A 26900-nucleotide genomic window follows, 5' to 3' on the forward strand; every position below is an offset into this window, starting at 1 on the left:
TGGGCCATCCAGGCGCAGTGACTTACCAAGTCGGGGAGATTTACCAAAAGGAGTACGCACGTGGCACGTGTGAAGCGGGCGCTTAACGCCCACAAGAAGCGTCGGGTTATTCTCGAGCGCGCCAAGGGTTACCGCGGACAGCGTTCGCGCCTGGTCCGTAAGGCCAAAGAGCAGCTGCTGCACTCGTTTGTGTACAGCTACGGCGACCGCCGCAAGCGTAAGGGCGACTTCCGCCGCCTGTGGATCCAGCGCATCAACGCTGCTTCCCGCGCCAACGGCCTGACCTACAACCGCCTGATCCAGGGCCTGAAGCTGGCCGAGATCCAGGTTGACCGCCGCATGCTGGCTGAGCTGGCCGTCAATGACGCCAATGCCTTCGCCGCACTGGTCCAGCTCGCCAAGGACGCACTGCCGTCCGACACCTCCGCTCCGGCCGTCGAGGCTGCTCCGGTTGCCAAGGCCGCTGCTGCCCCCGCCGCCGAGAAGCCGGCTGCTGCCGTTGCCACCGCTCAGGGCGGATTCAAGGCTTCCGAGGGCGACGCCCCGGAAGGCTTCGTCATCAAGGGCAACCTGGGTTCGGGCAAGTACCACGTCCCGGGTTCGACCTGGTACGAGCAGACCGTTGCCGAATACTGGTTCAACTCCGTTGAAGCTGCCAAGGCTGCAGGCCTGGAGCCTGCTGGCGGAGAATCCCGCCAGAAGTTCCAGGGCTAAGTCGGTTTCCTCAAACCGATGAACCTTGAAGGGCGCCCGCAGGCACCGCTTATGTCCAACCCCCGAGCTGATCGGGTCCGCGATGTAGCGAAGCTTGCCGGGCGCTCTTCGCGCTTAAAAACCGGCCGCTTCCTGGCCGAAGGGCCGCAGGCCGTACGGGAGGCGCTCTCCGCGCACCGTGCGGCGGCGGCCGACGGCGCTCCCGCCGTCGTCCACGAGGTCTATGCCACCGAGGCGTGCCTGGACCGGCTTCCCGAACTGGCTGATCTGGCCCGCGGCGTGACGCTTCGCCTGGCCACCGACGAAGTCCTTGCCGCGATGGCCGACACCGTTTCGCCGCAGGGCATCGTGGCGGTCTGCAACGTGTCCACCGCGACGCTGGAGGACGTTCTGGCCTCCGGGGCCAGGCTCATTGCCGTGCTGTGCGAGGTGCGGGATCCGGGCAACGCCGGCACCGTGCTGCGGGCTGCTGATTCCGCCGGGGCGGACGCCGTGGTGCTCACCGCGTCCAGCGTCGATATCTACAACCCCAAAGCGGTGCGTTCCACCGCAGGATCTCTCTTCCATCTGCCCGTGGTGACCGGCGCAGATTTCGCCGCCGTCATGGACGCCGTTCATGCCGCCGGCATCACCGTCCTCGCCGCCGACGGCTACGGCAACGTGAATCTGGACCGGCTCCAGGACCTCAGTGCGGTGCGCCGCTTTGACGGCGCGGAGGGAACCGGGGCCGGCGACGACGACGCCCTGCCGCAGCTCGAACAGCCCACGGCCTGGCTCTTCGGCAATGAAGCCCAGGGCCTGTCGGATACCGAGCTGGCTGCAGCCGACCACCGCGTAGCGGTTCCGCTCTACGGCCGCGCCGAGAGCCTGAACGTCGGCACGGCAGCTACGGTCTGCCTCTACGCGTCCGCCCGCGCCCAGAACGGATAGCCCAGGCACTTGCCCATGGCGGTCTCCGCTGATGCGGCTGCAGGCTCGTCCGGGAGTACCCGGCGGGCGGAGCAAGGAGCTACCCATCGACTACTGATGCGGGCGCTGCTGCCATGTAGCGTATTTACAGGGGCACCTTTCGGACAGCCGAACAACTAAGCGAACGCCATCAGAGAAACGGGTCCTCCATATGTCTGCCAGCGGTGGAAATAAGGCGATTGTCGCGGCCCTGAGCGCCAACCTGGCCATTGCGGTCATGAAGTTCATCGCCTTCGCCCTCACTCGTTCGTCCTCCATGCTCGCGGAGGCTATCCACTCGCTTGCCGACTCCGGCAACCAGGCCCTGCTGCTCGTGGGCGGTAAGCGTGCACGGCGCCAGGCGAGCCCCGAGCACCCCTTCGGCTACGGCCGTGAACGCTACGTTTACGCGTTCATCGTCTCCATCGTCCTCTTCAGCGTCGGCGGCCTGTTCGCCCTCTACGAGGCCTACCACAAGTGGCAGGATCCGCACCCGATCGAAGGCCGCTGGTGGTGGGTACCGCTGGCAGTGCTCGTCGGCGCGATCATTGCCGAAGCCTTCTCTTTCCGCACGGCCATCCGGGAATCGAACCACACGCGCGGCAAGCAGAGCTGGAAGCAGTTCGTGCGTACAGCCAAGGCACCGGAACTCCCGGTTGTTTTGCTCGAAGACCTGGGCGCGCTCCTCGGCCTGATCTTCGCCCTGTTCGGTGTGAGCATGACCCTGCTGACCCACAACGGCATCTGGGACGCACTGGGCACGGGCATGATCGGCGTCCTGCTGGTCGTTATTGCCGTAATCCTGGGCATGGAGACAAAGTCCCTGCTGCTCGGTGAGTCTGCAACAAAGGAAGACGTCCGCCGAATCGAAGCGGCCCTGCAGGAAGATCCCGATACCCGGATCATCCACCTCAAGACCCTGCACCTGGGTCCGGAGGAACTGCTCGTGGCCGCGAAGATCACCATGGCCAGGAGTGATACCGGCCAGGAAATCGCCGACGGCATCAACGCTGCGGAAGCACGGATCCGTGCCGCGGTACCGATCGCAACCGCTATTTACCTGGAGCCTGACGTATTTACTTCGAAGAACGCTCAGGACGCCGGTCAAGGAACCCGCTGATCAGCGCAATAGCCAAACCAAGCAGGGCGAGTACCGCTCCCACCACGGCGGGGGAGCGGTACCCCCAGCCCCAGGCGATCACGACGCCGCCCAGCAGGGCACCCAGCGCATTGGCCAGGTTCAGGGCCGCATGGTTCAGTGACGATGCCAACGACTCGGCACCGGGCGAAACATCCAGCAGCCGAGTCTGCAGCGGCGGCGTCAGCATTGACCCGATCAGCCCCACCAGGAAGACCAGCACCATCGCAGTCGCAGCGAACTGCACCGCCCACGCGTAGGCCAGCAGGATTACCACCGTGCCGCCCAGGATCGCGTAGATGCTGCCCATGACATTGATATCCGCCAGGCGTCCGCCGGCCACGTTGCCGATCACCTGGCCCACGCCGTAGAGCCCGACGACGACGGGCAGGACGTTCTCGGAGATGCCTGCCACCTCGGTCATGGTGGGCGCAATGTAGGAGTACACGGCGAAGAATCCGCCGAAGCCGACGGTTCCCACCAACAGGGCCAGCCAGACCTGGGCCCGTCCGAGGGCGCTGAGCTCAGCCTTGATGCTGGCGCCGGCCAATGTGGGCTGGTACGGAACGAAACGGGCCACCATGGCGACCGTCAGGAGTCCGATAGCCGCCACCAGGACGAACATCCACCGCCACCCGGCCTGCTGGCCCAGCCACGTGGCAAAAGGCACACCCACCACGTTCGCGATACTCAGGCCCAGCATGACCATGGAAATGGCCCAGGCACGGCGCGTAGGAGCCACCAGTGACGCAGCAATGACGGCTGCCACACCGAAGAAGGCACCGTGCGGCAGGCCGGACAGGAACCGGGTGAAGAGCAGCCAGGAATAATCTGCGGCAAAGAACGAAGACAGGTTGCTCAGGGCGAAGAAGAGCATCAGGCCCAGGACCAGCATTTTCCGCGGTACCCTGGCGCCGAGGGCGGCGAGCACGGGTGCTCCCACCACCACGCCGAGGGCATAGGCCGAAATAACGTGGCCGCCCGCGGGAACGGAAATGTCGAGATCGTCCACCATTTCCTGCAGCAGGCCCATGATGCTGAACTCGGTGGTGCCGATGGCAAAGCCGCCCACGGCCAGGGCAGCGATGGCCTTGGCAACTGTGGTGTGGCGGGTGCCGGGTGTGCGCCGGCCGGACATTGAAAGGGGCGCGGTGGTGCTCCGGGACATGTTCGCTTTCAAAAGTGGGGGAAGCGGCTGTGCCGCTGCGGACGGCGTTCACGGTCAGCGAGCAGGAGATGCTCCTGCCGGACGCCGGGACGGCTTCGTCCCTTCCAGCCTAGTGCACCGCCGCGCACCCGGAAGGTCCCCCTGCTGCGTGCACATATTCGCTGAACCTGCTCGATTCCTGCTGCCGGGTGCGCGCAGCCGGTAGAACGGCGCACTGGTGCCGGCGGTGTTGGCCTGCCACCATAAACGCGTGCAGAGCTACGGAATTCCCGCGGGACTGGTGTCCCGCCTGCGGGAAGCAGGGTGCGTGTACGCCGAAGAAGAAGCGGTCCTGCTCCTGTCCGGCGCTCCCGGGGCAGCGGTGCTGGATCTCATGGTGGCCCGGCGGCTGGCCGGACAGCCGTTGGAGCAGGTTCTTGGCTGGGCGTCTTTCGGAGGTCTTCGGGTAGGGCTGCGGCCGGGGGTCTTTGTTCCACGGCGGCGCACCGAGTTCCTCGCCGAGCAGGCAGTCCATGTGCTTGCAGGACGGAGTACCGCCCTGGTGGTGGAGTTGTGCTGCGGCTCGGGGGCGGTCGCAATGGTGGTCTCGGCGGCCGTGCCGGACTGCCGGGTATACGCCGTCGACCTTCATCCGGACGCCGTCGAATGCGCGCGCAGCAATCTGCCGCAGGCCGCCGTTCTGCAGGGAGACCTCTTTCTCGCGCTGCCTCAGGAGCTGCGCGGGAGGGTCGATCTCGTTGTTGCCAACGCTCCCTACGTCCCCACCGGTGCGCTGGCCACGCTGCCGCGCGAAGCGCGGAACTACGAGCCTGCCGCCACCTTCGACGGCGGCCGGAACGGACTCGACACGGTGGGACGGATCATCAGCGAAGCTCCGCAGTGGCTCGGATTCCGGGGGAAGGTCCTGCTCGAGTGCAGCGAGGAACAGGCAGGTGCAGTGGGCGGGCTGCTTGCCGCCGCAGGACTGTCCCCGGAGATACTCCGGAATGAGGAAACCGATGCCACGGTTGCCGTGGGCAGTGCACCGCCCCGGAGGATGAAGGGCATCAGGCAAACCGGTTAAGCTCGGTGGATGCATTCACAAGAGAACTCCAGCCAGGCCGGTACAGCAGCTCCCCGCTCATCGCCCGGCGTGCAGGTGGTGGGCGCCGCAATCCTGGATTCCCTGGCCCGGCCCTCGAAGCTCCTGGCGGCGCGCCGAAGCGCTCCCGAGGCGCTCGCCGGACTATGGGAATTCCCGGGCGGAAAGGTGAAACCCGGGGAAGGCTGCACAAAGGCGCTCCACCGGGAACTGGCAGAGGAGCTCGGGATCCGGGTCGAACTGGGTGCCGAAGTCCCCGGCCCCTCGGAGCAGGGCTGGCCGCTCAACCGCACCGCCGCAATGCGCGTGTGGCTGGCAGAAGTCACGGACGGGACACCTGAGCCGCTGGAAGACCATGACGAGCTTCGTTGGGTGGACCTCACCGAAAACGCACTGATGGAACTGCCCTGGATTCCGGCTGACCTGCCGATCGTCACCGCGCTTCAGCAAACGGTCGCTGCCGGGCTCTAGAACAGTGCCTCCTGGCTGACAGCCGGCGCGGCGTCCGGCCTTCCCGCGCCGGGAACCGTTTCCCCTGCCGGCCGCAGGAACCGGGCGCCGCCGGTGAAGCCGTACTTGGCTTTGAAGAACCGGATCCGCCCGGCCAGCCAGTCCCGGTATTCCTTGGATGCGTAGGTGCCTTTTCCGTAAAGCCGGGCGTACTTGCCGGAGAGCTCCGGGTAGTGCCGGGCCAGGAACTCCAGATACCACTCCCGTGCCCCGGGACGCAGGTGCAGGGCACCCGCAGTGACTCCCGTGGCCCCGGCTGCTGCAAGCGCCGAGAAGAGGGTGTCCAGGGATTCGTCGCCGTCGGTAAGCCACGGCAGGATGGGCATGGCCATGACCGAGCACGGCAGGCCGGCGTCCCGGAGGCGGCTGATCAGCTCCAGCCGGGCACGGGGTGTGGGCGTTCCCGGCTCTGCCCGCTTCGCCAGTTCCGGGTCCACCAGCGCCAGCGAAATGCCCATCCCGATCTCGGTCTGCGCGGAGGCTTCCTTCAGGAGCGGGATGTCCCGTGCCAGCAGGGTGCCCTTCGTCAGGATGGAGAAGGGGGTGCCGCTGTCCGCCAGCGCACGGATGATGCCGGGCATCAGCTTGTAGCGGCCCTCGGCACGCTGGTAGGGATCGGTGTTGGTGCCCATGGCCACATGGTGGTGCTGCCAGGAGGGCCGTGCGAGTTCCCGCCGCAGGACCTCGGCAGCGTTGACCTTGACCACGAGCTGGCTGTCGAAGTCGGCGCCGCTGTCCATATCCAGGTAGGTGTGGGTTTTGCGGGCGAAGCAGTAAACACAGGCATGGCTGCAGCCGCGGTACGGATTGACAGTCCATTCAAACGGCATGTTCGAGCCGCCGCCCACCTTGTTCAGGACCGATTTGGCGAGGACCTCGTGGAACGTCACACCGGCAAAGTCCGGGGTGCGTACGGAGCGGACCAGGCCCTGCAGCGGAATCAACGGATCCGTGGTGCCGGGCACCGCCGGAAGGGGCAGTGCCGAAGCGGTTGCCGTGGCGCCTGGAGCGTCCGTGCCCGGCGGTGTTGCCCGGGAAGCTGTGCCGCAACCGGCGCGGCTATCGTCGCCCTGGGCGGGCGGTGCATTGAGTTCCTGACCTTGCCACCTCATTCCCTCATTAGAACATATGTTCGAATGCAGGGGTAGCTCTATCTGCTGCGGGACCGGCGGCGAGGCCGGCCGGGACCGGCACCGCGGGCGCGCCGCCGCGGCCTTCCGGGACGGTAGCCGCCGTCGCGCAGTCCTGCCAGTCGTTCAAACGGATTGGCCGACGCCGGATCCCCGGCGAAGGCCTGGGAGAGGGCCGAAGCGGCGAAGTACGCAGGGAGGAAGAACGGACCCAGGAGCGCGTACTGCGAGCTGTGGCGGATCTCGTGGCGCAGCAGCGGGCTGTCCGGCGCGTGGATGCGGCGGGCCGAGGAGGAACGGTAGAGGACCACGTTGCCGACGGTGAACGCGGCCGCACGGGGGAGGGGCAGCGGATAGCCGCCGGCGAGGGTGATCTGCTGCGGCCCCGGGGTAATGCTGCACCCGGTCGCACGCGCCAGCAGCACACCCGCAGGGGTGGAGAGATTCAGCAGGTTGATCCAGCGGCGGATGGAAACGGCACGCGGGCGGAGAACGATCGGTACGGACGGCATGGCACCTCCCTGCGGCAGTATGACGGCCCTGCTGGGCTCGTCTACTAGACTTGCAATGATAAGCCAGAACCCAACTAGGGCCGGAAACAGGTAAGCACAGTACATGTCTAACTCCACACCGGGGACCGGTTCCCCAGATACTTCCCCTGAGGGCGCCCTGCCCGAGCCGCCGAATCCGCTGGATGAAGCAGCTATTGCCGCCGCCGTCGAGCAGGCGCTCGCCGCCATTGCCGCTGCCGCGGACCTGAGTGAACTCAAGGAGGTCCGGATTGCCGTCACCGGCGAGAAGTCGCCGCTGAGCGGAGCGAACCGGACCATCGGCAAGCTCCCCAAGGACCAGAAGGCCGCCGCCGGCAAGCTCGTGGGCCCCGCCCGCGGCCGGATCAACTCCGCGCTCGCCGCCCGTACCGTTGAGCTCGAAGCCGAGCGGGACGCCCGGATCCTTGTTGAAGAGGCCGTGGACGTCACTGCAGCTCCCCGCCGCCGGCACATCGGCGGCCGGCATCCCATCTCCACCCTGCAGGACCGGGTGGCGGACGTGTTCGTCGGGATGGGCTGGGAAATCGCAGAGGGCCCCGAGGTGGAATCCGAGTGGTTCAACTTCGACGCGTTGAACTTCAAGCCGGACCACCCCGCCCGCGAAATGCAGGACACCTTCTTCGTGGAGCCGCCCGAGGCGCACCTGGTTATGCGGACGCACACCTCTCCGGTCCAGGTCCGTTCCATGCTCGAACGCGACCTGCCGATCTACGTGCTGTGCCCCGGCAAGGTGTTCCGCACGGATGAGCTGGACGCCACGCACACCCCGGTCTTCCACCAGTTCGAGGGCCTGGCCATCGACAAGGGCCTGACCATGGCCGACCTGGTCGGCACCCTGGAGCACTTCACGCGTGTTCTTTTCGGCGATGAGGCGAAGGTCCGGCTCCGCCCGAACTACTTCCCCTTCACCGAGCCCAGCGCCGAGCTGGACATCTGGCACCCGGGCGCCAAGGGCGGCCCGCGCTGGATCGAGTGGGGCGGCTGCGGCATGGTCAACCCCAACGTGCTCCGCGCAGCCGGGATCGACCCCGAGGTCTATACAGGATTTGCCTTCGGCATGGGCATTGACCGTGCCCTCATGTTCCGCAACGAGGTTTCGGACATGCACGAAATGATCGAGGGCGACGTACGTTTCAGCGAACACTTCGGGATGGAGATCTAAGTGAGAATCCCACTTTCCTGGCTGCGCGAGTATGCCCAGGTTCCGGCGGACGCAACCGCCGAAGACGTCATGGAAGACCTCGTGAAGGTCGGCCTGGAGGAAGAGGACGTCCACCGTCCCACCGACGAGCTGCAGGGCCCCATTGTGGTGGGCCAGGTGCTTAGCATGGAGCCCGAGCCGCAGAAGAACGGCAAGACGATTAACTGGTGCTCGGTCCGCGTGGTGCCGGAAGGTGCCGAGCAGACCCTCACCGGTGACGGCATCGACCCCTCCGGCGTGCAGGGCATCGTCTGCGGCGCGCACAACTTCAAGGTGGGGGACAAGGTTGTTGTCACCCTGCCCGGCGCCGTACTGCCCGGAGACTTCCGGATCAGCCCGCGCAAGACCTACGGCCACGTGTCGGCGGGCATGATTGCCTCCGTGCGTGAACTCGGCATCGGCGAGGACCACGACGGCATCCTGGTGCTCTCCACCCTGGGGCTGGACCCCGAGGTCGGTACCGACGCGATGGAACTGCTCGGCCTGTACGACCAGGCGGCGGAAATCAACGTCACTCCGGACCGCGGCTACGTCTTCTCCATCCGCGGCGCCGCCCGCGAGTACGCCCACGCCACCGGCACCAAGTTCACCGACCCGGCCGCAGCCGTCGTCGTTCCGCAGGCAGACGGCAACGGCTACCCGGTACGGCTCGACGACGCCGCTCCCATCTACGGCAAGCCCGGCTGCGACCGGTTCGTGGCCCGGACCGTCCGCGGCGTCGACACTTCCCGCCCCACCCCGCCGTGGATGTCCTCGCGCCTGCGCCTGGCCGGCATGCGGTCCATCTCGCTCGTGGTCGACATCTCCAACTACGTGATGCTCGAGCTCGGCCAGCCGCTGCACTTCTACGACCTGGATAAGCTCACCGGCGAGATTGTGGTCCGCCGCGCCGCCGAGGGCGAAACGCTGAAGACCCTGGACGAGAAGGAACGCCGGCTCTCCCCGGAGGACCTGCTGATCACTGACGGGTCCGGTGCCATCGGCATCGCTGGCGTGATGGGCGGGGCCGCCACCGAAGTTGCCGGCGGAACGCAGAACGTTCTGATCGAAGCCGCCCACTTCGAGGAAGTCAGCATTGCCCGCTCCCGCCGCCGGCATAAGCTGCCCTCCGAAGCATCCAAGCGCTTCGAACGCGGCGTGGACTGGAACGTAGCCGATGTCGCCGCACAGCGTGCAGTCGACCTGCTGGTGGAACTCGCCGGCGGCACCGCCGACGAGTCCATCACCGACGTCGGCACCGCCCCCGCGCCGCGGCGCATCGACCTGCCCGCACAGTTCCCGGCCCGGCTGATCGGCCTGGACTTCACCGAGTCGCAGATCACCGGCACGCTCGAGGACCTGGGTGCCGCCGTCGAAAAAACCGGCGACGGCTACCTGGTGACGCCCCCGAGCTGGCGCCCGGACCTGGAGACGCGTGAGGACCTCACCGAGGAAATCATCCGCCTGGTGGGCTACGACAAGATCCCGTCCACCCTGCCGGTGGCTCCGCCCGGACGCGGCCTGACCCGCCTCCAGCAGCAGCGCCGCCGCCTTCTGCAGTCCCTGGCCGCGGCCGGACTCACCGAGGTGCTGGCCTATCCGTTCGTGACCGAGGCGGACAACACCACCTTCGGGGCGCCGGAAGGTACGCGGCCTGCGCTCAAGCTGGCCAACCCGCTCAGCGCCGAATACGGTTACCTGCGCACCTCGGTGCTGCCCGGACTGTTCGAGGTTGCCAAGCGGAACATGTCCCGCGGCTTCCGGGATCTGGCCCTGTTCGAATCGGGCACGGTCTTCCTGCCCGGCGAGCACCTGGGCACCGAGAGCATCCCGCCGCTGGGTGCCAAGCCGTCCGACGACGTCCTGGATGAGCTGTACGCCGGAATTCCGGACCAGCCGCTGCACGTGGGTGTCCTGCTGGCCGGCCATGAATCCGCCCCCGGTGCCGGCAACACGCCGCGCGCCTGGGACTGGGCCGACGCCGTCGACTTCGCAAAGCTGATGGGCGACGTCCTGGGCGTGGAACTCGTGGTGGAACAGGGTACCCACCAGGCGTTCCACCCCGGCCGCACCGCACGGATTGCACTGCGCAGCGGCGAAACCGTGGGCTACGCCGGCGAACTGCACCCCAAGCTCCTGGCCGCACGGGACATGCCCGCCCGCACGGTGGCTGCGGAACTGAACGTGGATGCGGTTTTCGACGCCGCCCCCGACGTCATCGTCGCCCGTCCGATCTCCAGCTTCCCCATCTCCACGCAGGACGTGGCCCTGGTGGTGGCAGAGGATGTTCCCGCCGAGCAGGTCCGCGAGGCGCTGCGCGAGGGAGCCGGCGAGCTGCTTGAAGACGTAGCCCTGTTCGACGTCTACGCCGGCTCCGGTATTGAGCCCGGGCACAAGTCGCTCGCGTTCGCGCTGCGCTTCCGCGCCCCGGACCGGACGCTGACGGCAGACGAAGCCTCCGAGGCCCGTGCGGCCGCCGTCGCACTGGCGGCTGAGCGGTTCGGCGCCGTCCAGCGGTAGGTTTACCCCGCCAAGCAGCAGGTCCCGCCGGATGTTCCTCTCCGGCGGGACCTGCTGCGTTTAAGTCCTGCTTCGCCGGATCCCGGCGGGAACCGGACACGGCTGCCGCGCTCCGGACCGTTCGCTAAGCTGTGGCGATGACTCCGCGAACGGACTGGTACCTCTTCGATTACGGCATGGTGATTTCAACGGCTCCTGCTCCGGAGGACTGGAGGCTGCTGGAACAGGCCACCGGCCGCCGGGAGCTGGAGTCTGGCACGAGCCCGTATTGGGAACGGCGCGAAGACTTTGACGCCGGCCGGCTGACCCCGGCACAGTACTGGGGAAGCGTGCTTGGCCGGGATGCGGGGCCGGACGAGGTGGAGACCCTGGAGGGGATGGACGCAGCGCAGTGGGCGCATTTGAATCCCCGGACGCTGGAGGTCCTGGAAACGCTGCGCAGCTCGGGTGCCAACCTGGCCCTGCTCTCCAACATGCCGGACCGTATGTCTCGCAGGTATTCCGCCGAGTCGCCCTGGGTGAACCACTTCTCGAAGCTGTACTTCAGCGGACAGATGGGCCTGGTGAAGCCGGATCCGAGGATCTTCGACCGGGTGGCTGCCGATCTGGGGGCGACACCCGAGGGCATCGTCTTCATTGATGACAACCCGCAGAACATCTCTACGGCACGGGCCCTGGGATTCCAGACGGTGCTCCACACCGGCGGAACGGACCTGCGGGCAGAGCTGGCCCGGCTCGGCCGGTAGCAGCGGACCCGGCACTGCCCTTCCGGGGTTCTTCGGGCGTTAGCAGGGCTGTCTCGAGGCACCGAGGTCCAGAGGCTTCAGCATGGAGGTCAGACCGAGTTGCCGTGTCTCGGCGCAGAAATCCAGGGTCCCGACATATTCGACATGCAGAACGGCTTTGCCCGCATCGGTGAACGGCAGATACAGGCTGCACTCGTCATAGCGGACGCATTCCTCGTTGACGGCGAAGTCGAAACTGTCCACGAGTTCGGGAATCTGGTCGACGTCGTTCTTCAACGCCACCGACAAACCGCGGGAGTGGGCCAGCTCTGCAACAGCGCGGTTGTAAGCCAGCTGGTCCTCGGCCGTCAGCGGAAAACCGGTCTCGTTGACGTACCCGTCCAGGTTGTCCGGCTCAACAGCATCGAAACCCTTCGCAGCGCAGGTATCCATCCGTGCTGCCATGATCGGCAGGAGAACGTCCATCTGCCGGATGTCGAGCCACTCTTCGTCCGGCCAGCCGTCCAAGGGCTGCCCTCGGACGGCGACAGGAAACTCTCCTGCATCACTGCGGTATTCCTCCCGCGACCCGGCGGAGAAGTAACAGATCAGCCGTCGTCCATTCTGCTTCAAAGAGTCAATCTCTTCCGGGGTAGTGGTTTCAAAGTCCACGTCGAAAATGCCGGCCTCCACCGTGACATCGACGTCGCCGGACAGCTGCCACTGCCAGCTGTCCGTCGGCGAAGGACGCCACAGCGGCCCAGCGGACTCGGCCTGCACCTCGGTGGAGGGAGGTGTTGCAGGCGAAGAGGATGCTGCGGGAAACGTTGATCCGGAGGGCTGGGGCCCGGGGGAACCACTGGCCGCGCAGGCCTGGAGCATCAGGACGAGGATCAGAACCAGAACCAGGACCGGGCCCGGAACCGGGCTGGGAGGCGTTGATCCGAATCCGAGGCGGCTCCCGGCTTTCGGTGTGGAACGGCTCATGGGCTGGTCACGGGATGCCCGGCGAGGAGACAGTCGGAAACCGCTGTCGGCGGCCCCAGCCAGGGATTGGGTAAGGACCGGTCAGTTGCATAAACATGTCCGGCTCCGCGCCCGCCGGCGCTGTCCCGGATGGCATCGATCTGCTCCGGGGCGCATTCGTACACCAGATGCCAGAGCCGGTGCGGCGGTACGGTACGCGCCCACGCGGGGTGCTGAAAATCTGCATAGGACTCTGCGGTCCCTTCGAAGACAGCAGCGACGTCGAACAGATCCAAATGTTCCGGCGGCGGAAAAGTACCGGGGTTGGCTGCCAGGAAGGTGACTCCTGCGGCCCTGGCAGCGGCGGCATACTGGGCACAGCGGGCGAGGCTGGTATCTATAGCCGGCAGTTCATCGAGCATGATTCCATCCACCCGGTAGAGCCGTTGCCACTTTGCAATCTCCTTCCCGACTTCCGTCACAGACCGCCGCCCGTACCGGACGGAAACATATCCGAGGATCCTGATGCCCCGCAGCAGCGCGAGCGCGTTTGGATAATACTCGTCATTGTCCGGGCCGGGCCCGTTGTGGACGTTCACCACGACAAATGAAACCTCGGGCCGACGGGCTGCAAGCCAGGCCCATTCCCGCGGGGCTTCCGCCGGGTGGACGTACCAGGGCAGGGCAAACCGTGCAGCGCTCATGCGTAAGCCCGTGGATCTGAAACCCGTGCTAGGAGAACAGCGATACCTGCGACGAGGAACGCCACGGCCACCAGGACGCCGGCAAGGTTGCCCACCAGGATCCATACCATTGCCGACAGCGGAGCGGCGCCCGCGAAAACCACGCCCGCCGTCGGCAGTCCAAAGGCATTCAGGGTTGTGGATGTTGTCGCGAGGGAGCTGAAGACAGCAGCCGCGATAACAGTCGTCGCCACCTGCGTGTACCCGACCAGAAAGAGGACCACGAGCGTGGAAACGGACGCGGATATCAGGACGATGGCTGCGGACATACCCATCGTCACAATCCAGGCGTTGCGGGCCGCATGCCGCAGCAATGGTGTTCGCCGGGAGGACCACATGAGCCGTTGGCGCATCAGGACCAGTGCGGGATCCGTTGCTGCCGCGGCGACGACGGTGGCCACGATGAGGGCTGTTCCTTCCCAGGCCGGAAGCCGTGTCAAGGCGACAGAGAGTGCCGCGGCAAGGCATGCCGCCTGGAACGCCGGCGCGGCGGCAGAACGCCAATCGGCACTGCCCAGGATGACGGGTTCGCTGAGCTTCCGCAGCTGAATGGCGAGAGCGAGGGTGACCGCCGCAAGGACCAGTGCGGCGATGGTCAGGACAATAGCCTTTGCAGACCCATGGCCCAGCACGAGGGTGAGGGTGACAGCGGCGCAGGCAAACGCCAGAACAGTCATCAGGTACCACGATCGTCCAAGGATGACGAGCATCGAAACGATGCAGGAGTACCAGCACCACGCCATGATGAGGAAGGCCAGGGAGGCATCGTGCGCGGGAAGCAGCAGCAGGACAACCATGAAGCAGGCCAAAGCTGCTGTCACCAGGATGGTCGCCCCTGATCCGTGGGCAATGCCTCGTTTGAGCTGACCGGAATTAGCATGTGCCCACACGATGCCGGAGACTGATTGGCCGACGACCCACGCGCTGATGCCGGCGGTGAGGACTTCCGTGGTGCTCCCCGTCATGACGGTGGCGGTCATCCCGCCGAGGACCGCACCCATGATCAGGACGACCGCGCGGCGGACGGCTTCAAGCAGTGCATCCCTGCTCAGCCAGCGCTCCGGTTCCAGCGGAAGGTGGACGGAGTTGCGGACCTGAACGAGGGATTGGGCATACGCGAAAACATCCGGTGCACCATGCCGTTTGGCAACCGTGCGGTCGCTCAGGCCGGAAGCTTCCAGCCGTGCAGTGATGTCGAACGTATCGACAGCATCGAGAGCCAGCGGATCAGTGTTGCCTCCGCTGTCGGGCAGGGGTTCACCCGACGACGGCATGATGACGCTGTCGGAGCTCATGCCAGCAGCCTGAATTGACGGCCCGTCAGGACCGGGGCAGGAACCCGGGCAGCATGTTTCCCATGCACGCGCTTGGCTGCGTGTTGGGGGGTCTGCTTCAACAACCGGCCGTCGCGGGCAGCCAGATAAGCTTCCCGGTAGCGGTGAAGGCACCGCTCCAAGGTGAACTCGGCAAGCGCCCGCCGTCTTGCCGCAGTGCCCATGGCGAACCTCAGCTGGCTGTCGGAAAGCAGCGCGACGCAGGCCTCCGCGAAGGCAACATGGTCCCGGGCCGCAACCAGCATCCCGGTCGTCTGGTGCTCATCCAGACATTCAGCCACGCCTCCGACGTCAGTGTTTACGGTCGCACGCCCACACATCATCGCTTCCAGCAGGGTGAACGGCAGGCCTTCGGAAACGCTGGACAGCGCGACTAAATGGCCGGCCTCTATCGCAGGGCGGCTGCCCTGGCTGGGCCCTTCCCAACGGACCGCGTCATTGATCCCCAGACTGAGGGCCAGGGCCACCAGACGCGCCTTGTAGGAGACATTTTCGGGGGGCGTGGGACCGAAGATTCGCAGCTGCGCATCAGGCACCCGTGCGCGGACCAGCGCAAATGCGGAGATGAGTGTCTCCAGGTCCTTAAGGGGATCGATGCGTCCAACGAAACTTATTGTCGGCACCTCCGGTTCCGTGGTCACCATCCGAAACTTCGCGGGGTCGACACCGTTGGTAATGGTATGGATGCGTTCGGGGGCAGCCCCGAGCCTCCGTTCCCACCGGGCGTTGAACTGGTTGACGGGAAGGACCATGTGCGCGTGGAGGTGAACCACTTGGCAGAGCCGCCGAAGGAACGCGGTCACGGCGCGCCGCACCGGCCACGTCATTTTGGCAGCGTAGAGCGCCAGATAGCGCTCACGCAGGTAGACGCCGTGCTCGGTCAGCAGGATCGGGGTGCCATGCCGCCAGGACTGCGCCAGGGCAAGCAGGGAGGAGGGGCCGTTACTGGAGGCGTGGATGACGTCCGCCTTTGCGAAGCGGTTATCCACGAGGGCCAGTGCCCGGTCCACGATACCCGCAGCCATGACGGCATCGGCGACGGAAATCTGGCGTTCTCCTGCGCTCACGGCTTGGCGGGACCACGCCCCGAGAATGGCGGCCACGGAGCCCCGGGTGGCCAGCGCATGTGACAACCCTATGCGGTCGCTTATGTCGACAAGCTGGCGCAGCGCGTTCGTCGTCCGCTCCACGGCATCGTCGACGTCGGGACCGAGAGCGGCGTCCCACAACTGGGCGAGGGCGGCCTGCGTGGAGTCAATCGAACTACGGCGGCGGGGGCCGGCACGGAGCGGAGCTGCGGGAGGTCCCCAGACGGGAATCACTCGAACCTTCCGCACATTGGGCGGCAGCTCCCACACGATTTTGGCGCCGCTTCCGCTTAGCGCAACGACGTCAAAGTCGTGTTCTGAAAGTCCGACGATCAGTTGGTCGCACCAGGTGCTCACTCCACCGGTGACAACCGGATAGGTTCCCTCAGTGATAAGAACGATCCTCATCGTCCTGTGCGTCCGGTTCCACTGGATGGCTGAGGCAACATAACGGCTCCTCCCGGGACAGCACAAATGCAGTCGACAAAAATATCAGCACCGGCTAGGCCTTCTGGCTTTGATCATCCAGGCGCGAAGCGGACTTACAGTAGACCGGGTCCTCGCCGGCTGGACACGGGTATCCACTACGTGTTTAGTACGTGCAGTGCCCGAAGCCGGCAGACCGCTGGTAGCAGTTCAGCGGCGTTAGGGGACCAGTAGTACCTTCCCCGTGGTCCTGCGCCCCTCAAGGTCCGTGTGCGCCCGGGACGCTTCCTCCAGCGGATAGGTCTGTCCGATCCGTACGTCCAGCTTCCCCGCCAGGACCGCGTCAAACAGCTCGCGGACCCGCCACTGCCGTTCCTCGGGCGTGAGCAGGTGGTGCGCCACGGTAGGCCGGGTCAGGAACAGCGAGCCGGAGGAGTTCAGCCGCTGGATGTCGAACGGCGGGACCTGCCCGGAGGCGGCGCCGAAGAGCACCATCATGCCCCGGGTGCGCAGGCTCGCCAGCGAGCCGTCGAAGGTTGCCTGCCCGACGCCGTCGTACACCACGTCCACACCCTGTCCGCCCGTGAGGGCACGGACCTGGTCCGCGAACCCGTCATAGTGCAGCACATGGTCGGCCCCGGCTCCGCGGGCAAGCTGCTCCTTTTCCTCGGTGGACACGGTGGTGATCACCGTTGCGCCCTTGGCCTTGAGCAGCTGGATCAGCAGCAGTCCCACGCCGCCGGCCCCGGCATGCACCAGCGCGGTCTGCCCTTCCTGCACGGGAAAAGTGGAGTTGCACAGGTAATGCGCGGTAATACCCTGGAGCAGAAGTGCGGCCGCGGTGTCGTCCCGGATTCCGGCAGGCACCGGCAGCGCCACATCTGCATCCAACAGCATGTACTCGGCGTAGGCGCCGCGGCCCTCCGCGGTGGCTACCCGGTCGCCCTCGCGGAAGCCCGACTCAAGTCCGGCGGACACCACGGTTCCGGCGGCTTCGGAACCGGGTGTGAAGGGATATGACATCGGATAAACGCCGCCGCGCTGATAGGTGTCGATGAAGTTCACGCCCGCCGCCGCTACTTTGACCAGGATCTCGCGGGGTCCGGGCTGGGGAAGGGCAACGTCTTCATAGCGCAGGATTTCCGGTCCGCCGGGCTGCGGGACGACAATGGCTTTGTGCATGGCATGGCCTCTTCTGCTTCGCTGTTCGGTGCCGGGCTGCAGCGCCGCCCGATGTGGGTCCAATCATAGGGCCTGCATAAATATTGGAAGCAGTGCATAAGTGTGCTGTAGGGTGGGGGCATGACGATTTCCGTAGCAGTCTCGGGCGCCAGCGGCTATGCCGGCGGTGAAGTGCTGCGCCTGCTGGCCGGCCATCCGGAAGTATCCATTGGTGCCATTACGGCCCACAGCAACGCAGGCAGCCGGCTGGGGGAGCTGCAGCCGCACCTGCATTCCCTCGCCGACCGGGTGCTGGCGGACACCACTGTCGAAACCCTGGCCGGACACGACGTTGTGTTCCTGGCCCTGCCGCACGGTGCCAGCGCAGGGATCGCGGCACAGCTGGATCCCGGCACCCTGGTCATCGACGCCGGCGCGGACCACCGGCTCGAGGATCCCCTCGCGTGGGAGAAGTTCTACGGTTCTGAGCATGCCGGCACCTGGCCGTACGGGCTGCCCGAACTGCCCGGCCACCGTGAACGCCTCAAAGGCGCCCGCCGGATTGCCGTGCCCGGCTGCTACCCCACAAGCTCCCTCCTGGCGCTGACTCCCGGATTTTCCGCCGGGCTGCTGGAGCCGGAGGACGTCGTCATCGTTTCGGCTTCCGGCACTTCCGGTGCCGGCAAGGCCGCCAAGCCGCACCTGCTGGGCTCGGAGGTCCTGGGCGGCATGAGCCCGTACGGAGTGGGCGGCAGCCACCGGCATACCCCGGAAATCGAACAGGGCCTGTCCGCCGCCGCCGGCGAGTCCGTGGCCGTGTCCTTCACGCCCACGCTTGCTCCGATGGCCCGCGGAATCCTCACCACCGCCACCGCGAAGGTCCGCCCCGGCGTCGACCCGGCAGACCTGCGCGCGGCGTGGGAATCTGCGTATGCCTCGGAGCACTTTGTCCGGGTGCTGCCGGAAGGGCAGTGGCCCGCCACCAAGATGGTGGTCGGCTCCAACTACGCCGTGATGCAGCTGGCCTACGATCCCCATGCGAACCGGGTGATTGTCAGCTGCGTGATCGACAACCTCAACAAGGGAACTGCCGGCGGCGCCGTGCAGTCCATGAACATTGCCCTCGGCCTGGATGAAACCGCGGGACTGACACAGCAGGGGGTGGCACCGTAATGAGTGCCGAATCAACGACCGGATCGACTACCGCCAGCGCCACCGGAACCACCGGAACCACCGGAATCACCGCTCCGGCGGGCTTCCGCGCCGCCGGCGTGGCCGCCGGCCTGAAGGATTCCGGCGGACGCGACGTCGCCCTGGTGGTCAACGACGGTCCGTCGAAGGCCGCCGCCGCCGTCTTTACCCGGAACCGGATCACGGCCGCCCCTGTGCTGTGGTCCCGGCAGGCGGTGTCCGACGGACGGGCCGACGCCGTCATCCTGAACTCCGGCGGAGCCAACGCCTGCACCGGCCCCGAAGGGTTCCGGAACGCCCACACCACCGCCGAACAGACCGCGGAACTCCTGGGACTCAGCGCCGCCGACGTGCTGGTCTGCTCCACCGGCCTGATCGGCCTCCAGCTGCCCATGGACAAGCTGCTCTCCGGTATCCGGGACGCTGTCGACGCACTGTCCGATGACGCCGGTGCTGACGCAGCGCACGCCATCATGACCACCGACACCGTGGCCAAGCAGGCGCTCTTCACCGGCACGGACGGCTCCGGCCGGACCTACCGGATCGGCGGGATGGCCAAGGGCGCCGGAATGCTTGCCCCCGGGCTGGCCACGATGCTGGTGGTCCTGACCACCGACGCGGACCTGCCGGCACCTGCCCTGGACTCGGCGCTGCGGGCCGCGACGGCCGTGACCTTCGACCGGACCGATTCGGACGGCTGCATGTCCACGAACGACACCGTGATCCTGATGGCTTCCGGCGCCTCGGGTGCCGGGCCCGAAACAGTGGACTTCGCCAGCGGACTCACCGAGGTCTGCCTCTCGCTGGCGCAGCAGCTCATCACGGATGCCGAAGGTGCCAGCCACGACATTGCGATCACCACGGTCAACGCCGCGACGGTCGCTGATGCGGAAACGGCTGCACGCGCCGTCGCCCGCTCCAACCTGTTCAAGACCGCCATTTTCGGCAATGACCCGAACTGGGGCAGGGTGCTGTCCGCGGTCGGCACCACCGACGCGGCGTTCGAACCGGACCGGATTGACGTCACGATCAACGGGGTGCAGGTCTGCCGGAACGGCGGGATCGGTGATCCCCGGGAAAACGTGGACCTGGCACCGCGCGCAGTGAACGTGGAAATCGATCTGCACGCCGGCACGGAAAGCGCCACCATCTGGACGAACGATCTCACCACGGATTACGTCCACGAGAATTCTGCGTACAGCAGCTGACCGGGGGACAGTCATGATCACACCAGCAGCGGCCGGCGAACGGCTGCGGGCGCAGGACAAAGCGGAAACGCTGATCGAGGCGCTGCCCTGGATCCAGCGCTTCGCCGGCACCACCATGGTCATCAAGTACGGCGGCAATGCCATGGTCAATGAAGACCTTCGGCGCGCGTTTGCCGATGACATCGTGTTTCTCCATCACGCTGGCGTACACCCGGTGGTGGTCCACGGCGGCGGTCCGCAGATCAGCGCCATGCTTGACCGGCTCGGTATTGCTTCAGAATTCCGCGGCGGGCTGCGGGTGACTACTCCCGAGGCGATGGACGCCGTGCGTATGGTCCTGACCGGCCAGGTGGGCCGCGAGCTCGTGGGGCTCGTTAACGCGCACGGTCCCTACGCCGTGGGCCTGTCCGGCGAGGACGGCGGCCTGCTGGAGGCCGTGCGGACCGGCGCCGTGGTGGACGGCGTGGAAGTGGACCTGGGCCTGGTCGGGGAAGTAGTGGGGGTCAACCCCGGTGCGATCCTGGACATCATTGCCGCCGGACGGATCCCGGTGATCAGCACGGTGGCACCTGAGGTGAACGCCGACGGCGGCACCACCGGACAGGTGCTCAACGTCAACGCGGATACGGCCGCCTCCGCCCTGGCAGTAGCCCTGGGCGCGTCGCGGCTGGTGGTGCTTACGGACGTGGAAGGCCTCTACGGGGCATGGCCGGATAAATCCTCGCTGATCTCCTCGCTGACCACCGCGGAACTGCGGACCATGCTGCCCGGCCTTGAATCTGGCATGATCCCCAAGATGCAGGCGTGCCTGGCCGCCGTCGAAGGGGGAGTGGACCGTGCCGCGGTCGTCGACGGCCGGATGGCGCACTCCATGCTGCTGGAAATCTTTACCGAAGCCGGGATCGGCACCCAGGTAGTACCGGAGGAACAGCCATGAGTAACCAGGAACCCCAGGGCACGCCGCCCGGCGCCGCAGCAGGGGCCCAGCAGGCCTGGCTGGACCGCTACGACTCGTCCCTGATGGGCGTCTTCGGCGCTCCGCAGCGGGCGCTCGTGAGCGGCAGCGGCTGCTACGTGGAGGACGCCGACGGAAAGCAGTACCTCGATTTGCTGGGCGGCATTGCGGTCAACTCGCTGGGCCACGCACATCCGGCGCTCGTAGCGGCGGTGTCCGATCAGCTCGCCACCCTCGGCCATGTCTCCAACTTTTTCACCAGCCCAGTGCAGGTGCAGCTCGCCGAACGCCTGCTTTCGCTCGCCGGCGCCCCGCAGGGGTCGAAGGTGTTCTTCGCGAACTCCGGTGCCGAGGCCAACGAGGCTGCTTTCAAGCTGGCCCGGCGGAATTCCGATCCCGCTGCCGGCCGTACCCGCATCCTGGCACTCGAGGGAGCGTTCCATGGCCGGACCATGGGAGCGCTGGCGCTCACGGCCAAGCCTGCCTACCGGGAGCCGTTCGAGCCGCTGCCCGCCGGCGTGGAGCACCTTCCGTTCGGTGACGTCGATGCGCTGCTGGCGGCCGTCGACGAAACCGTGGCCGCCGTCTTCCTGGAACCCATCCAGGGCGAGGCCGGTGTGCGGCCCCTGCCCGAGGGCTACCTCCGCGCCGCCCGCGATGCCACCCGCGCTGCGGGAGCACTGCTGGTCATTGACGAAGTGCAGACCGGGATTGGCCGCACGGGCAAATGGTTCGCTTCCGAAGGCGTTCTTCCGGACGCCATGACCCTGGCCAAGGGGCTGGGCGGCGGATTCCCGGTCGGTGCGCTGCTGACCTTCGGTGAAACGGCGTCCACCCTGCTGGCCGCCGGGATGCACGGCACAACCTTCGGCGGCAATCCCGTTGCCGCCGCTGCGGCCCTGGCCACCCTCTCGGTGCTGGAATCCTCCGAAGTGCTGGCCAATGTGCGTACCACCGGGGAATACCTGCGCCGGGAACTGGCGGCCATGGAGTCCGTGGCCGAGGTGCGGGGCGAAGGCTTCCTCATCGGCATCGACCTCGACGACGACGTTGCTCCGGCAGCGGTCGCGGCTGCACTGGACGCCGGCTTCATCATCAACAGCACCGGCCCGGCAACGCTGCGGCTGGCTCCTCCGCTGATCCTCACCGCAGAACAGGCCGGGAGCTTCCTGGATGCACTGCCGGGCATCCTGGGTGCGGCCCGGGCCTCATCAGCAGCACCCGCTTTCTCCAGCACAACCACTGAAGGAAAACCATGACCCGTCATTTCCTGGTCGACACCGACCTCACGCAGGCGGAGCAGGCCGAAGTCCTGGATCTGGCCGATGCCCTGAAGAAGGACCGCTACAAACACCAGCCGTTCGCCGGCGAATCGACCGGCCGCAAGACCGTCGCGGTCATTTTCGACAAGACCTCCACCCGGACCCGGGTGTCCTTTGCCGCCGGCATTTCGGACCTGGGCGGCGTCCCGCTGATCATCGGTGCGGGGGAGTCCCAGCTGGGACACAAGGAGAGCGTCGCGGACACCACCAAGGTGCTCGAACGCATGGTCTCCACCATTGTCTGGCGGACCTACGCGCAGTCCGGCCTGGAGGAAATGGCAGCGAACTCCTCGGTGCCGGTCATCAACGCACTGTCCGACGACTACCACCCCTGCCAGCTCCTCGCGGATCTTATGACCATCCGCGAGCACAAGGGCACGCTCGCCGGCCTCACCCTCGCCTACCTCGGCGACTGCGCCAACAACATGGCCAACTCCTACCTGCTCGCCGGCGTCACCGCAGGCATGCACGTCCGGGTTGCCGGCCCGCTGGGCTACCTCCCTGAGCCGCGGATAGTGGACGCCGCTGCCGCCCGGGCCGAAGAGACCGGCGGCTCCGTCACCATCACGACCGACGCCGTCGAAGCCCTGGCCGGGGCCGACGTCGTCGCCACCGATACCTGGGTGTCCATGGGGCAGGAAGCCGAAAAGGCCGCCCGGCAGGAGCTGTTCCGCAGCTACGCCGTGGACGCCGACGCCATGGCGTCGGCCGCGGACGACGCCGTCGTCCTTCACTGCCTGCCCGCCTACCGCGGCTACGAAATCTCCGCCGACGTGCTTGACGGACCGCAGTCCGTGGTGTGGGACGAAGCCGAGAACCGCCTGCACGCCCAGAAAGCCCTGATGGTCTGGCTCATGGCGCAGTCCGGCCTCACCGGGATTCCGGAGGCCCGGTCATGACCATGCCGGCGACAAAGACCGCCCGCCAGGCGCGCATCCGCACCCTGCTGACCGGCCTGTCCATCCGTTCCCAGGCAGAACTTGCCGCACTGCTGGCCGACGACGGCGTGCAGGTGACGCAGGCGACGCTCTCCCGCGACCTGGTGGAACTGGGAGCGGTGCGCATGCGCGGCAAGGACGGTGCCCTGGTGTACGCCGTTCCGTCCGAGGGTGGGGAGCGGGCGCCCAAATCAGGCGTCACCCAGGAAGTCCTCGACGCCCGGCTGGCCCGGCTCTGCGGAGAACTGCTGGTCACCGCCGAAGCTTCGGCGAATATCGTGGTGCTGCGGACTCCGCCCGGAGCCGCGAATTTCCTGGCGCTGGCGATCGACCATTCCATCCTGCCGTCCGTGCTGGGCACCATTGCCGGTGACGACACCGTCATGATGGTGACGCGGGACCCCGAGGGCGGGCCAGACCTGGCCGCCCGCTTCCTGCGCATCGCCGACGAAGCCAGCAACAACGGCTCCGCGCCCGAGAGCCGGATCCTGTAACCGAAGGTCCGCTGAGCAGCGGACCTTCCACCAACTTTCATCCTGAACCAACCAGCGGCCCGTAAGGGCCGCAACCAATGCAAGAGGAGCAAAACCTGTGAGCGAACGTATTGTTCTGGCCTATTCCGGTGGCCTGGATACGTCAGTGGCCATCGGCTGGATTGCCGAGGCAACCGGCGCTGAAGTCATCGCCGTAGCCGTGGACGTAGGGCAGGGCGGCGAGTCCCTGGAAACCATCCGCCAGCGGGCCCTGGACTGCGGCGCCGTCGAAGCCTACGTGGCGGACGCCCGCGAGGAATTCGCCACCGAGTACTGCATGCCCGCGCTGAAGGCCAACGCCCTCTACATGGATGCCTACCCGCTGGTCTCGGCACTTTCCCGCCCCGTGATCGTCAAGCACCTGGTGGCTGCTGCCCGCCAGTTCGGCGCCACCACCGTCTCCCACGGCTGCACCGGCAAGGGCAACGACCAGGTGCGCTTCGAAGTCGGCATCCAGACCCTGGGCCCGGACCTGAAGTGCATTGCACCGGTCCGCGACCTGGCCCTCACCCGCGACAAGGCCATTGCCTTCGCGGAGGAGAAGAACCTGCCGATCGCCACCACCAAGAAGAACCCGTTCTCCATCGACGCCAACGTCTGGGGACGTGCCGTGGAGACCGGTTTCCTGGAAGACATCTGGAACGGCCCCACCCCGGACGTCTACGAGTACACCTCCGATCCGGCGTCCGCTCCGGCTCCGGATGAAGTTGTCATCACGTTCAAGGAAGGCGTGCCGGTAGCCATTGACGGCAAGCCGGTCACTCCGCTGCAGGCCATCGAGGAAATGAACCGCCGCGCCGGCGCCCAGGGCATCGGCCGGATCGACATCGTCGAAGACCGCCTCGTGGGCATCAAGAGCCGCGAAATCTATGAAGCTCCCGGTGCCATGGCCCTGATGGCAGCACACCGCGAGCTGGAAAACGTCACGGTCGAGCGCGAGCAGGCCCGCTTCAAGAAGACGGTCGGCCAGCGCTGGACCGAGCTGGTCTACGACGGCCAGTGGTTCTCCCCGCTGAAGCAGTCCTTGGACGCCTTCATCGGCGACACCCAGAAGTACGTTTCCGGCGACATCCGCATGACCCTCGACGCCGGCCGTCCGGTAGTGACCGGCCGCCGCTCCGAGTCATCCCTGTATGACTTCAACCTGGCCACCTACGACACCGGTGACAGCTTCGACCAGTCCATGGCCCGCGGCTTCATCGAGCTGTTCGGGATGTCCTCCAAGGTGGCCTCCGGCCGCGACCAGCGCCTAGCAGAAGGTAAGTAAGCACATGAGCCACGGCAAGTCGCCAGAAGAAGCAGCGGGCGCCGGGTCCTCCGGTTCAACCGTCCAGGGTGCCCTGTGGGGCGGCCGGTTCGCCGGCGGCCCGGCAGACGCCCTTGCGGAGCTGAGCAAGTCCACCCACTTCGACTGGCGGCTTGCCGGCTATGACATTGCAGGCTCCCGGGCGCATGCCCGGGTACTGCACAAGGCCGGCCTGCTCGACGACGCCGAGTTGGAGGGCATGCTCGTCGCCCTGGACCAGCTTGACGACGACGTAAAGTCCGGCGCGTACCAGCCTGCGCCGTCGGATGAGGATGTGCACGGCTCGCTGGAACGCGGACTGATCGAACGGGCAGGCACCCAGCTGGGCGGCAAGCTTCGGGCGGGCCGGTCCCGCAATGACCAGATCGCCACCCTCGGCCGGATGTACCTGCGGGACCACGCCCGCATCATCGGCGCCGGCGTGCTGTCGGTGATCGATGCCCTGGTGGGCCAGGCGCAGACGCACCTCGGGGTGGCCATGCCCGGGCGCACCCACCTGCAGCACGCCCAGCCGGTCCTGCTCAGCCACCACCTGCTGGCCCATGCCTGGTCCCTGCTGCGCGATGTGCAGCGGCTGGCCGACTGGGATAAGCGGGCGGCAGTCTCTCCCTACGGTTCCGGTGCCCTGGCCGGCTCCTCGCTTGGCCTTGATCCGAACGCCGTGGCAGCGGACCTGGGGTTCGATTCCGCGGTGTGGAACTCCATTGACGGCACCGCTTCCCGCGATGTCTACGCCGAGTTCTCCTGGATCGCGGCCATGATCGGCGTGGACCTGTCACGGGTCAGCGAGGAGATCATCATCTGGGCCACGAAGGAGTTCTCCTTCATCACGCTCGACGACGCGTACTCCACCGGGTCCTCGATCATGCCGCAGAAGAAGAACCCCGACGTCGCCGAACTTGCCCGCGGCAAGGCCGGACGGCTCATCGGGGACCTGGCCGGGCTGCTGGCCACCCTGAAGGGTCTTCCGCTGGCCTACAACCGCGACCTGCAGGAAGACAAGGAACCGGTCTTCGACGCCGCCGACACCCTTGAGGTACTGCTTCCGGCGGTGTCCGGGATGATTGCAACCCTGAAGTTCAACACCGAGCGGATGCAGTCGCTGGCACCGCAGGGCTTTGCCCTGGCCACCGACATTGCCGAGTGGGTGGTCCGCCAGGGTGTGCCCTTCCGGGAAGCGCATGAACTCTCCGGATCCGCTGTGCAGCTGGCCGAGGGCCGCGGCGTCGAACTCTGGGATCTGACCGATGAAGACTATGCCGGAATCTCACCGCACCTGACGCCCGAGGTGCGCACTGTGCTCAGCACCGAAGGCTCGCTGGACAGCCGCAGCTCCCAGGGCGGCACCGCCCGGTCCGCTGTTGAGCTGCAGCTTGCGGAACTGAACCGGCAGATCGGCGAGGTCCGCGGCTACGCGGGCTGATTCTGCCCGACCTGATGGCGGACCCCGTGGAGAGCCTCTGCGGGGTCCGTTCTATTTGGTGCCGGGGTCCGGGACAGGTGGAGCAGCGGCACCGGCATCCAGCTACGCTGGGCGGCATGAGTGATTCCTTCCGGGCCCGGCTGCGCGCCCTGCCGGACTTTCCCGAGGACCTTCCCGACTTCGATCCGGCCGCGGCACCGCGTGATCCCGCCGAGCTTTTCCGACAGTGGCTTTCCGATGCCCTGGCCGCCGGGGTGCGGCAGCCGCATGCGTTCTCCCTTGCGACCGCGGACGGAGACGGGCATGTTTCCTCGCGGATGCTCATCCTCAAGGACATCGACGACGACGGCGGCTGGCAGTTCGCCACGGCCCGCACCTCGCGAAAAGGCGGGGAACTGGACGGAAACCCGAACGCAGCAATGAACTTTTATTGGCCGGAACGTGGCCGGCAGATCCGGGTGGCCGGGGCCGTGGCGCAGCTGTCCGCCGAAGCGTCGGCTGCCGACTGGGACGCCAGGCCGGCCACGGACGGGAGCTCGAACCCGCAATGGCAGCTCTACGCACTGAAACCGCGGGAGATCGAATTCTGGCAGGCCCGGGCAGACCGGCACCACATCCGGCATCGGATGGTGTTCTGAAAC

Annotated in this window: 25 protein-coding genes; 17 read left to right on the plus strand and 8 right to left on the minus strand. The window is 66.8% G+C overall.

The genetic code is table 11. The annotated features are described in order from the left end of the window. Window positions 1-60: 60 nt before the first annotated feature. The 3 genes from rplT (at window position 61) to N2K95_RS05770 (ending at window position 2782) form a co-directional block, all read left to right on the plus strand. The gene (rplT, locus tag N2K95_RS05760; protein ID WP_255793486.1) at window positions 61-714 is read left to right on the plus strand and encodes a 50S ribosomal protein L20, sunset domain variant; all 654 of its coding nucleotides are present in this window, start codon (window positions 61-63) and stop codon (window positions 712-714) included. An 18-nt stretch (window positions 715-732) separates the two neighbouring features. After that, window positions 733-1644 (plus strand): TrmH family RNA methyltransferase, encoded by a 912-nt coding sequence (locus N2K95_RS05765; protein ID WP_260653294.1) that lies wholly within the window; start codon window positions 733-735, stop codon window positions 1642-1644. Window positions 1645-1834: 190 nt separating this feature from the next. After that, the gene (locus N2K95_RS05770; protein ID WP_260653295.1) at window positions 1835-2782 is read left to right on the plus strand and encodes a cation diffusion facilitator family transporter; all 948 of its coding nucleotides are present in this window, start codon (window positions 1835-1837) and stop codon (window positions 2780-2782) included. Here the strand turns inward: N2K95_RS05770 and N2K95_RS05775 are convergent. Beyond that, window positions 2739-3968 (minus strand): MFS transporter, encoded by a 1230-nt coding sequence (locus tag N2K95_RS05775; protein ID WP_407080123.1) that lies wholly within the window; start codon window positions 3966-3968, stop codon window positions 2739-2741. The two genes, N2K95_RS05770 and N2K95_RS05775, sit on opposite strands and share 44 nt — an antisense overlap. Window positions 3969-4218: 250 nt before the next feature. On the opposite strand from N2K95_RS05775, the gene N2K95_RS05780 reads away from it, so the two are divergent. Both N2K95_RS05780 and N2K95_RS05785 read left to right on the plus strand, forming a co-directional pair. Continuing rightward, on the plus strand, window positions 4219-5031 hold the full coding sequence (locus N2K95_RS05780; protein ID WP_260653296.1) for a putative protein N(5)-glutamine methyltransferase: 813 nt from the start codon (window positions 4219-4221) through the stop codon (window positions 5029-5031). A gap of 9 nt (window positions 5032-5040) precedes the next feature. Then, window positions 5041-5520 carry a (deoxy)nucleoside triphosphate pyrophosphohydrolase gene (locus N2K95_RS05785; RefSeq protein ID WP_260653297.1) on the plus strand — a complete coding sequence of 160 codons (480 nt, stop codon included), beginning with the start codon at window positions 5041-5043 and terminating at the stop codon, window positions 5518-5520. On the opposite strand, the gene N2K95_RS05790 is transcribed toward N2K95_RS05785, so the two are convergent. Continuing rightward, complete coding sequence (locus N2K95_RS05790) at window positions 5517-6671, minus strand: Rv2578c family radical SAM protein (protein WP_260653298.1); 1155 nt, start codon at window positions 6669-6671, stop codon at window positions 5517-5519. The genes N2K95_RS05785 and N2K95_RS05790 overlap by 4 nt on opposite strands. Before the next feature lie 38 nt (window positions 6672-6709). Beyond that, window positions 6710-7201: a hypothetical protein gene (locus N2K95_RS05795; RefSeq protein ID WP_260653299.1), complete on the minus strand. Its 492-nt coding sequence runs from the start codon at window positions 7199-7201 to the stop codon at window positions 6710-6712. Window positions 7202-7304: 103 nt separating this feature from the next. On the opposite strand from N2K95_RS05795, the gene pheS reads away from it, so the two are divergent. From pheS to N2K95_RS05810, 3 genes are all read left to right on the plus strand, one after another. Then, window positions 7305-8402, plus strand: a complete 1098-nt coding sequence (gene pheS / locus N2K95_RS05800) for a phenylalanine--tRNA ligase subunit alpha (protein WP_255793494.1) — start codon at window positions 7305-7307, stop codon at window positions 8400-8402. Next, complete coding sequence (pheT, locus tag N2K95_RS05805) at window positions 8403-10940, plus strand: phenylalanine--tRNA ligase subunit beta (protein WP_260653300.1); 2538 nt, start codon at window positions 8403-8405, stop codon at window positions 10938-10940. Window positions 10941-11077: 137 nt separating this feature from the next. Further along, window positions 11078-11686, plus strand: coding sequence for an HAD family hydrolase (locus tag N2K95_RS05810; RefSeq protein WP_260653301.1), 609 nt, complete (start codon window positions 11078-11080; stop codon window positions 11684-11686). Between the two features lie 39 nt (window positions 11687-11725). Here N2K95_RS05810 and N2K95_RS05815 read toward each other — a convergent pair whose 3' ends face one another. From N2K95_RS05815 to N2K95_RS05835, 5 genes are all read right to left on the minus strand, one after another. Further along, complete coding sequence (locus N2K95_RS05815; protein WP_260653302.1) at window positions 11726-12652, minus strand: endo alpha-1,4 polygalactosaminidase; 927 nt, start codon at window positions 12650-12652, stop codon at window positions 11726-11728. Then, complete coding sequence (locus tag N2K95_RS05820) at window positions 12649-13335, minus strand: spherulation-specific family 4 protein (RefSeq protein ID WP_260653303.1); 687 nt, start codon at window positions 13333-13335, stop codon at window positions 12649-12651. Before N2K95_RS05820 ends, N2K95_RS05815 begins: the two co-directional genes overlap by 4 nt. Then, window positions 13332-14669, minus strand: a complete 1338-nt coding sequence (locus N2K95_RS05825; protein WP_260653304.1) for a hypothetical protein — start codon at window positions 14667-14669, stop codon at window positions 13332-13334. Before N2K95_RS05825 ends, N2K95_RS05820 begins: the two co-directional genes overlap by 4 nt. After that, complete coding sequence (pelF, locus tag N2K95_RS05830) at window positions 14666-16204, minus strand: GT4 family glycosyltransferase PelF (protein ID WP_260653305.1); 1539 nt, start codon at window positions 16202-16204, stop codon at window positions 14666-14668. The genes N2K95_RS05825 and pelF overlap by 4 nt, the downstream gene beginning before the upstream one ends. Window positions 16205-16441: 237 nt before the next feature. Continuing rightward, window positions 16442-17404, minus strand: coding sequence for a quinone oxidoreductase family protein (locus N2K95_RS05835; RefSeq protein ID WP_260653306.1), 963 nt, complete (start codon window positions 17402-17404; stop codon window positions 16442-16444). A gap of 120 nt (window positions 17405-17524) precedes the next feature. On the opposite strand from N2K95_RS05835, the gene argC reads away from it, so the two are divergent. The 9 genes from argC (at window position 17525) to N2K95_RS05880 (ending at window position 26897) form a co-directional block, all read left to right on the plus strand. Next, window positions 17525-18556, plus strand: coding sequence for an N-acetyl-gamma-glutamyl-phosphate reductase (gene argC, locus N2K95_RS05840; RefSeq protein WP_260653307.1), 1032 nt, complete (start codon window positions 17525-17527; stop codon window positions 18554-18556). Next, entirely contained in the window at window positions 18556-19782 is a 1227-nt protein-coding gene (gene argJ / locus N2K95_RS05845) for a bifunctional glutamate N-acetyltransferase/amino-acid acetyltransferase ArgJ (protein ID WP_260653309.1), read from the plus strand. Before argC ends, argJ begins: the two co-directional genes overlap by 1 nt. 13 nt (window positions 19783-19795) lie before the next feature. Continuing rightward, complete coding sequence (gene argB / locus N2K95_RS05850; protein WP_260653310.1) at window positions 19796-20719, plus strand: acetylglutamate kinase; 924 nt, start codon at window positions 19796-19798, stop codon at window positions 20717-20719. Continuing rightward, window positions 20716-21996 carry an acetylornithine transaminase gene (locus tag N2K95_RS05855; RefSeq protein ID WP_260653311.1) on the plus strand — a complete coding sequence of 427 codons (1281 nt, stop codon included), beginning with the start codon at window positions 20716-20718 and terminating at the stop codon, window positions 21994-21996. The genes argB and N2K95_RS05855 overlap by 4 nt, the downstream gene beginning before the upstream one ends. Then, entirely contained in the window at window positions 21993-22958 is a 966-nt protein-coding gene (gene argF / locus N2K95_RS05860; RefSeq protein WP_260653312.1) for an ornithine carbamoyltransferase, read from the plus strand. The genes N2K95_RS05855 and argF overlap by 4 nt, the downstream gene beginning before the upstream one ends. Continuing rightward, window positions 22955-23491 (plus strand): arginine repressor, encoded by a 537-nt coding sequence (locus N2K95_RS05865; protein WP_255793504.1) that lies wholly within the window; start codon window positions 22955-22957, stop codon window positions 23489-23491. The genes argF and N2K95_RS05865 overlap by 4 nt, the downstream gene beginning before the upstream one ends. Window positions 23492-23588: 97 nt before the next feature. Continuing rightward, window positions 23589-24797: an argininosuccinate synthase gene (locus N2K95_RS05870; RefSeq protein ID WP_255793505.1), complete on the plus strand. Its 1209-nt coding sequence runs from the start codon at window positions 23589-23591 to the stop codon at window positions 24795-24797. A gap of 4 nt (window positions 24798-24801) precedes the next feature. Beyond that, the gene (gene argH, locus N2K95_RS05875) at window positions 24802-26259 is read left to right on the plus strand and encodes an argininosuccinate lyase (RefSeq protein WP_260653313.1); all 1458 of its coding nucleotides are present in this window, start codon (window positions 24802-24804) and stop codon (window positions 26257-26259) included. 116 nt (window positions 26260-26375) lie between these two features. Next, window positions 26376-26897: a pyridoxine/pyridoxamine 5'-phosphate oxidase gene (locus N2K95_RS05880; RefSeq protein ID WP_260653314.1), complete on the plus strand. Its 522-nt coding sequence runs from the start codon at window positions 26376-26378 to the stop codon at window positions 26895-26897. Window positions 26898-26900: the final 3 nt, after the last annotated feature.

This window comes from Arthrobacter zhaoxinii, assembly GCF_025244925.1.
GTDB classification, from domain to species: Bacteria; Actinomycetota; Actinomycetes; order Actinomycetales; family Micrococcaceae; genus Arthrobacter_B; species Arthrobacter_B zhaoxinii.

Coding starts and splice junctions, on each gene's coding strand:
- N2K95_RS05765 (WP_260653294.1), top strand. CDS start 733: ATGAACCTTGAAGGGCGCCCGCAGGCACCGCTTATGTCCAACCCCCGA.
- N2K95_RS05770 (WP_260653295.1), top strand. CDS start 1,835: ATGTCTGCCAGCGGTGGAAATAAGGCGATTGTCGCGGCCCTGAGCGCC.
- N2K95_RS05775 (WP_407080123.1), bottom strand. CDS start 3,968: ATGTCCCGGAGCACCACCGCGCCCCTTTCAATGTCCGGCCGGCGCACA.
- N2K95_RS05785 (WP_260653297.1), top strand. CDS start 5,041: ATGCATTCACAAGAGAACTCCAGCCAGGCCGGTACAGCAGCTCCCCGC.
- N2K95_RS05790 (WP_260653298.1), bottom strand. CDS start 6,671: ATGAGGTGGCAAGGTCAGGAACTCAATGCACCGCCCGCCCAGGGCGAC.
- N2K95_RS05795 (WP_260653299.1), bottom strand. CDS start 7,201: ATGCCGTCCGTACCGATCGTTCTCCGCCCGCGTGCCGTTTCCATCCGC.
- pheS (WP_255793494.1), top strand. CDS start 7,305: ATGTCTAACTCCACACCGGGGACCGGTTCCCCAGATACTTCCCCTGAG.
- N2K95_RS05810 (WP_260653301.1), top strand. CDS start 11,078: ATGACTCCGCGAACGGACTGGTACCTCTTCGATTACGGCATGGTGATT.
- N2K95_RS05815 (WP_260653302.1), bottom strand. CDS start 12,652: ATGAGCCGTTCCACACCGAAAGCCGGGAGCCGCCTCGGATTCGGATCA.
- N2K95_RS05820 (WP_260653303.1), bottom strand. CDS start 13,335: ATGAGCGCTGCACGGTTTGCCCTGCCCTGGTACGTCCACCCGGCGGAA.
- N2K95_RS05825 (WP_260653304.1), bottom strand. CDS start 14,669: ATGAGCTCCGACAGCGTCATCATGCCGTCGTCGGGTGAACCCCTGCCC.
- pelF (WP_260653305.1), bottom strand. CDS start 16,204: ATGAGGATCGTTCTTATCACTGAGGGAACCTATCCGGTTGTCACCGGT.
- N2K95_RS05835 (WP_260653306.1), bottom strand. CDS start 17,404: ATGCACAAAGCCATTGTCGTCCCGCAGCCCGGCGGACCGGAAATCCTG.
- argC (WP_260653307.1), top strand. CDS start 17,525: ATGACGATTTCCGTAGCAGTCTCGGGCGCCAGCGGCTATGCCGGCGGT.
- argJ (WP_260653309.1), top strand. CDS start 18,556: ATGAGTGCCGAATCAACGACCGGATCGACTACCGCCAGCGCCACCGGA.
- argB (WP_260653310.1), top strand. CDS start 19,796: ATGATCACACCAGCAGCGGCCGGCGAACGGCTGCGGGCGCAGGACAAA.
- N2K95_RS05855 (WP_260653311.1), top strand. CDS start 20,716: ATGAGTAACCAGGAACCCCAGGGCACGCCGCCCGGCGCCGCAGCAGGG.
- argF (WP_260653312.1), top strand. CDS start 21,993: ATGACCCGTCATTTCCTGGTCGACACCGACCTCACGCAGGCGGAGCAG.
- N2K95_RS05865 (WP_255793504.1), top strand. CDS start 22,955: ATGACCATGCCGGCGACAAAGACCGCCCGCCAGGCGCGCATCCGCACC.
- argH (WP_260653313.1), top strand. CDS start 24,802: ATGAGCCACGGCAAGTCGCCAGAAGAAGCAGCGGGCGCCGGGTCCTCC.
- N2K95_RS05880 (WP_260653314.1), top strand. CDS start 26,376: ATGAGTGATTCCTTCCGGGCCCGGCTGCGCGCCCTGCCGGACTTTCCC.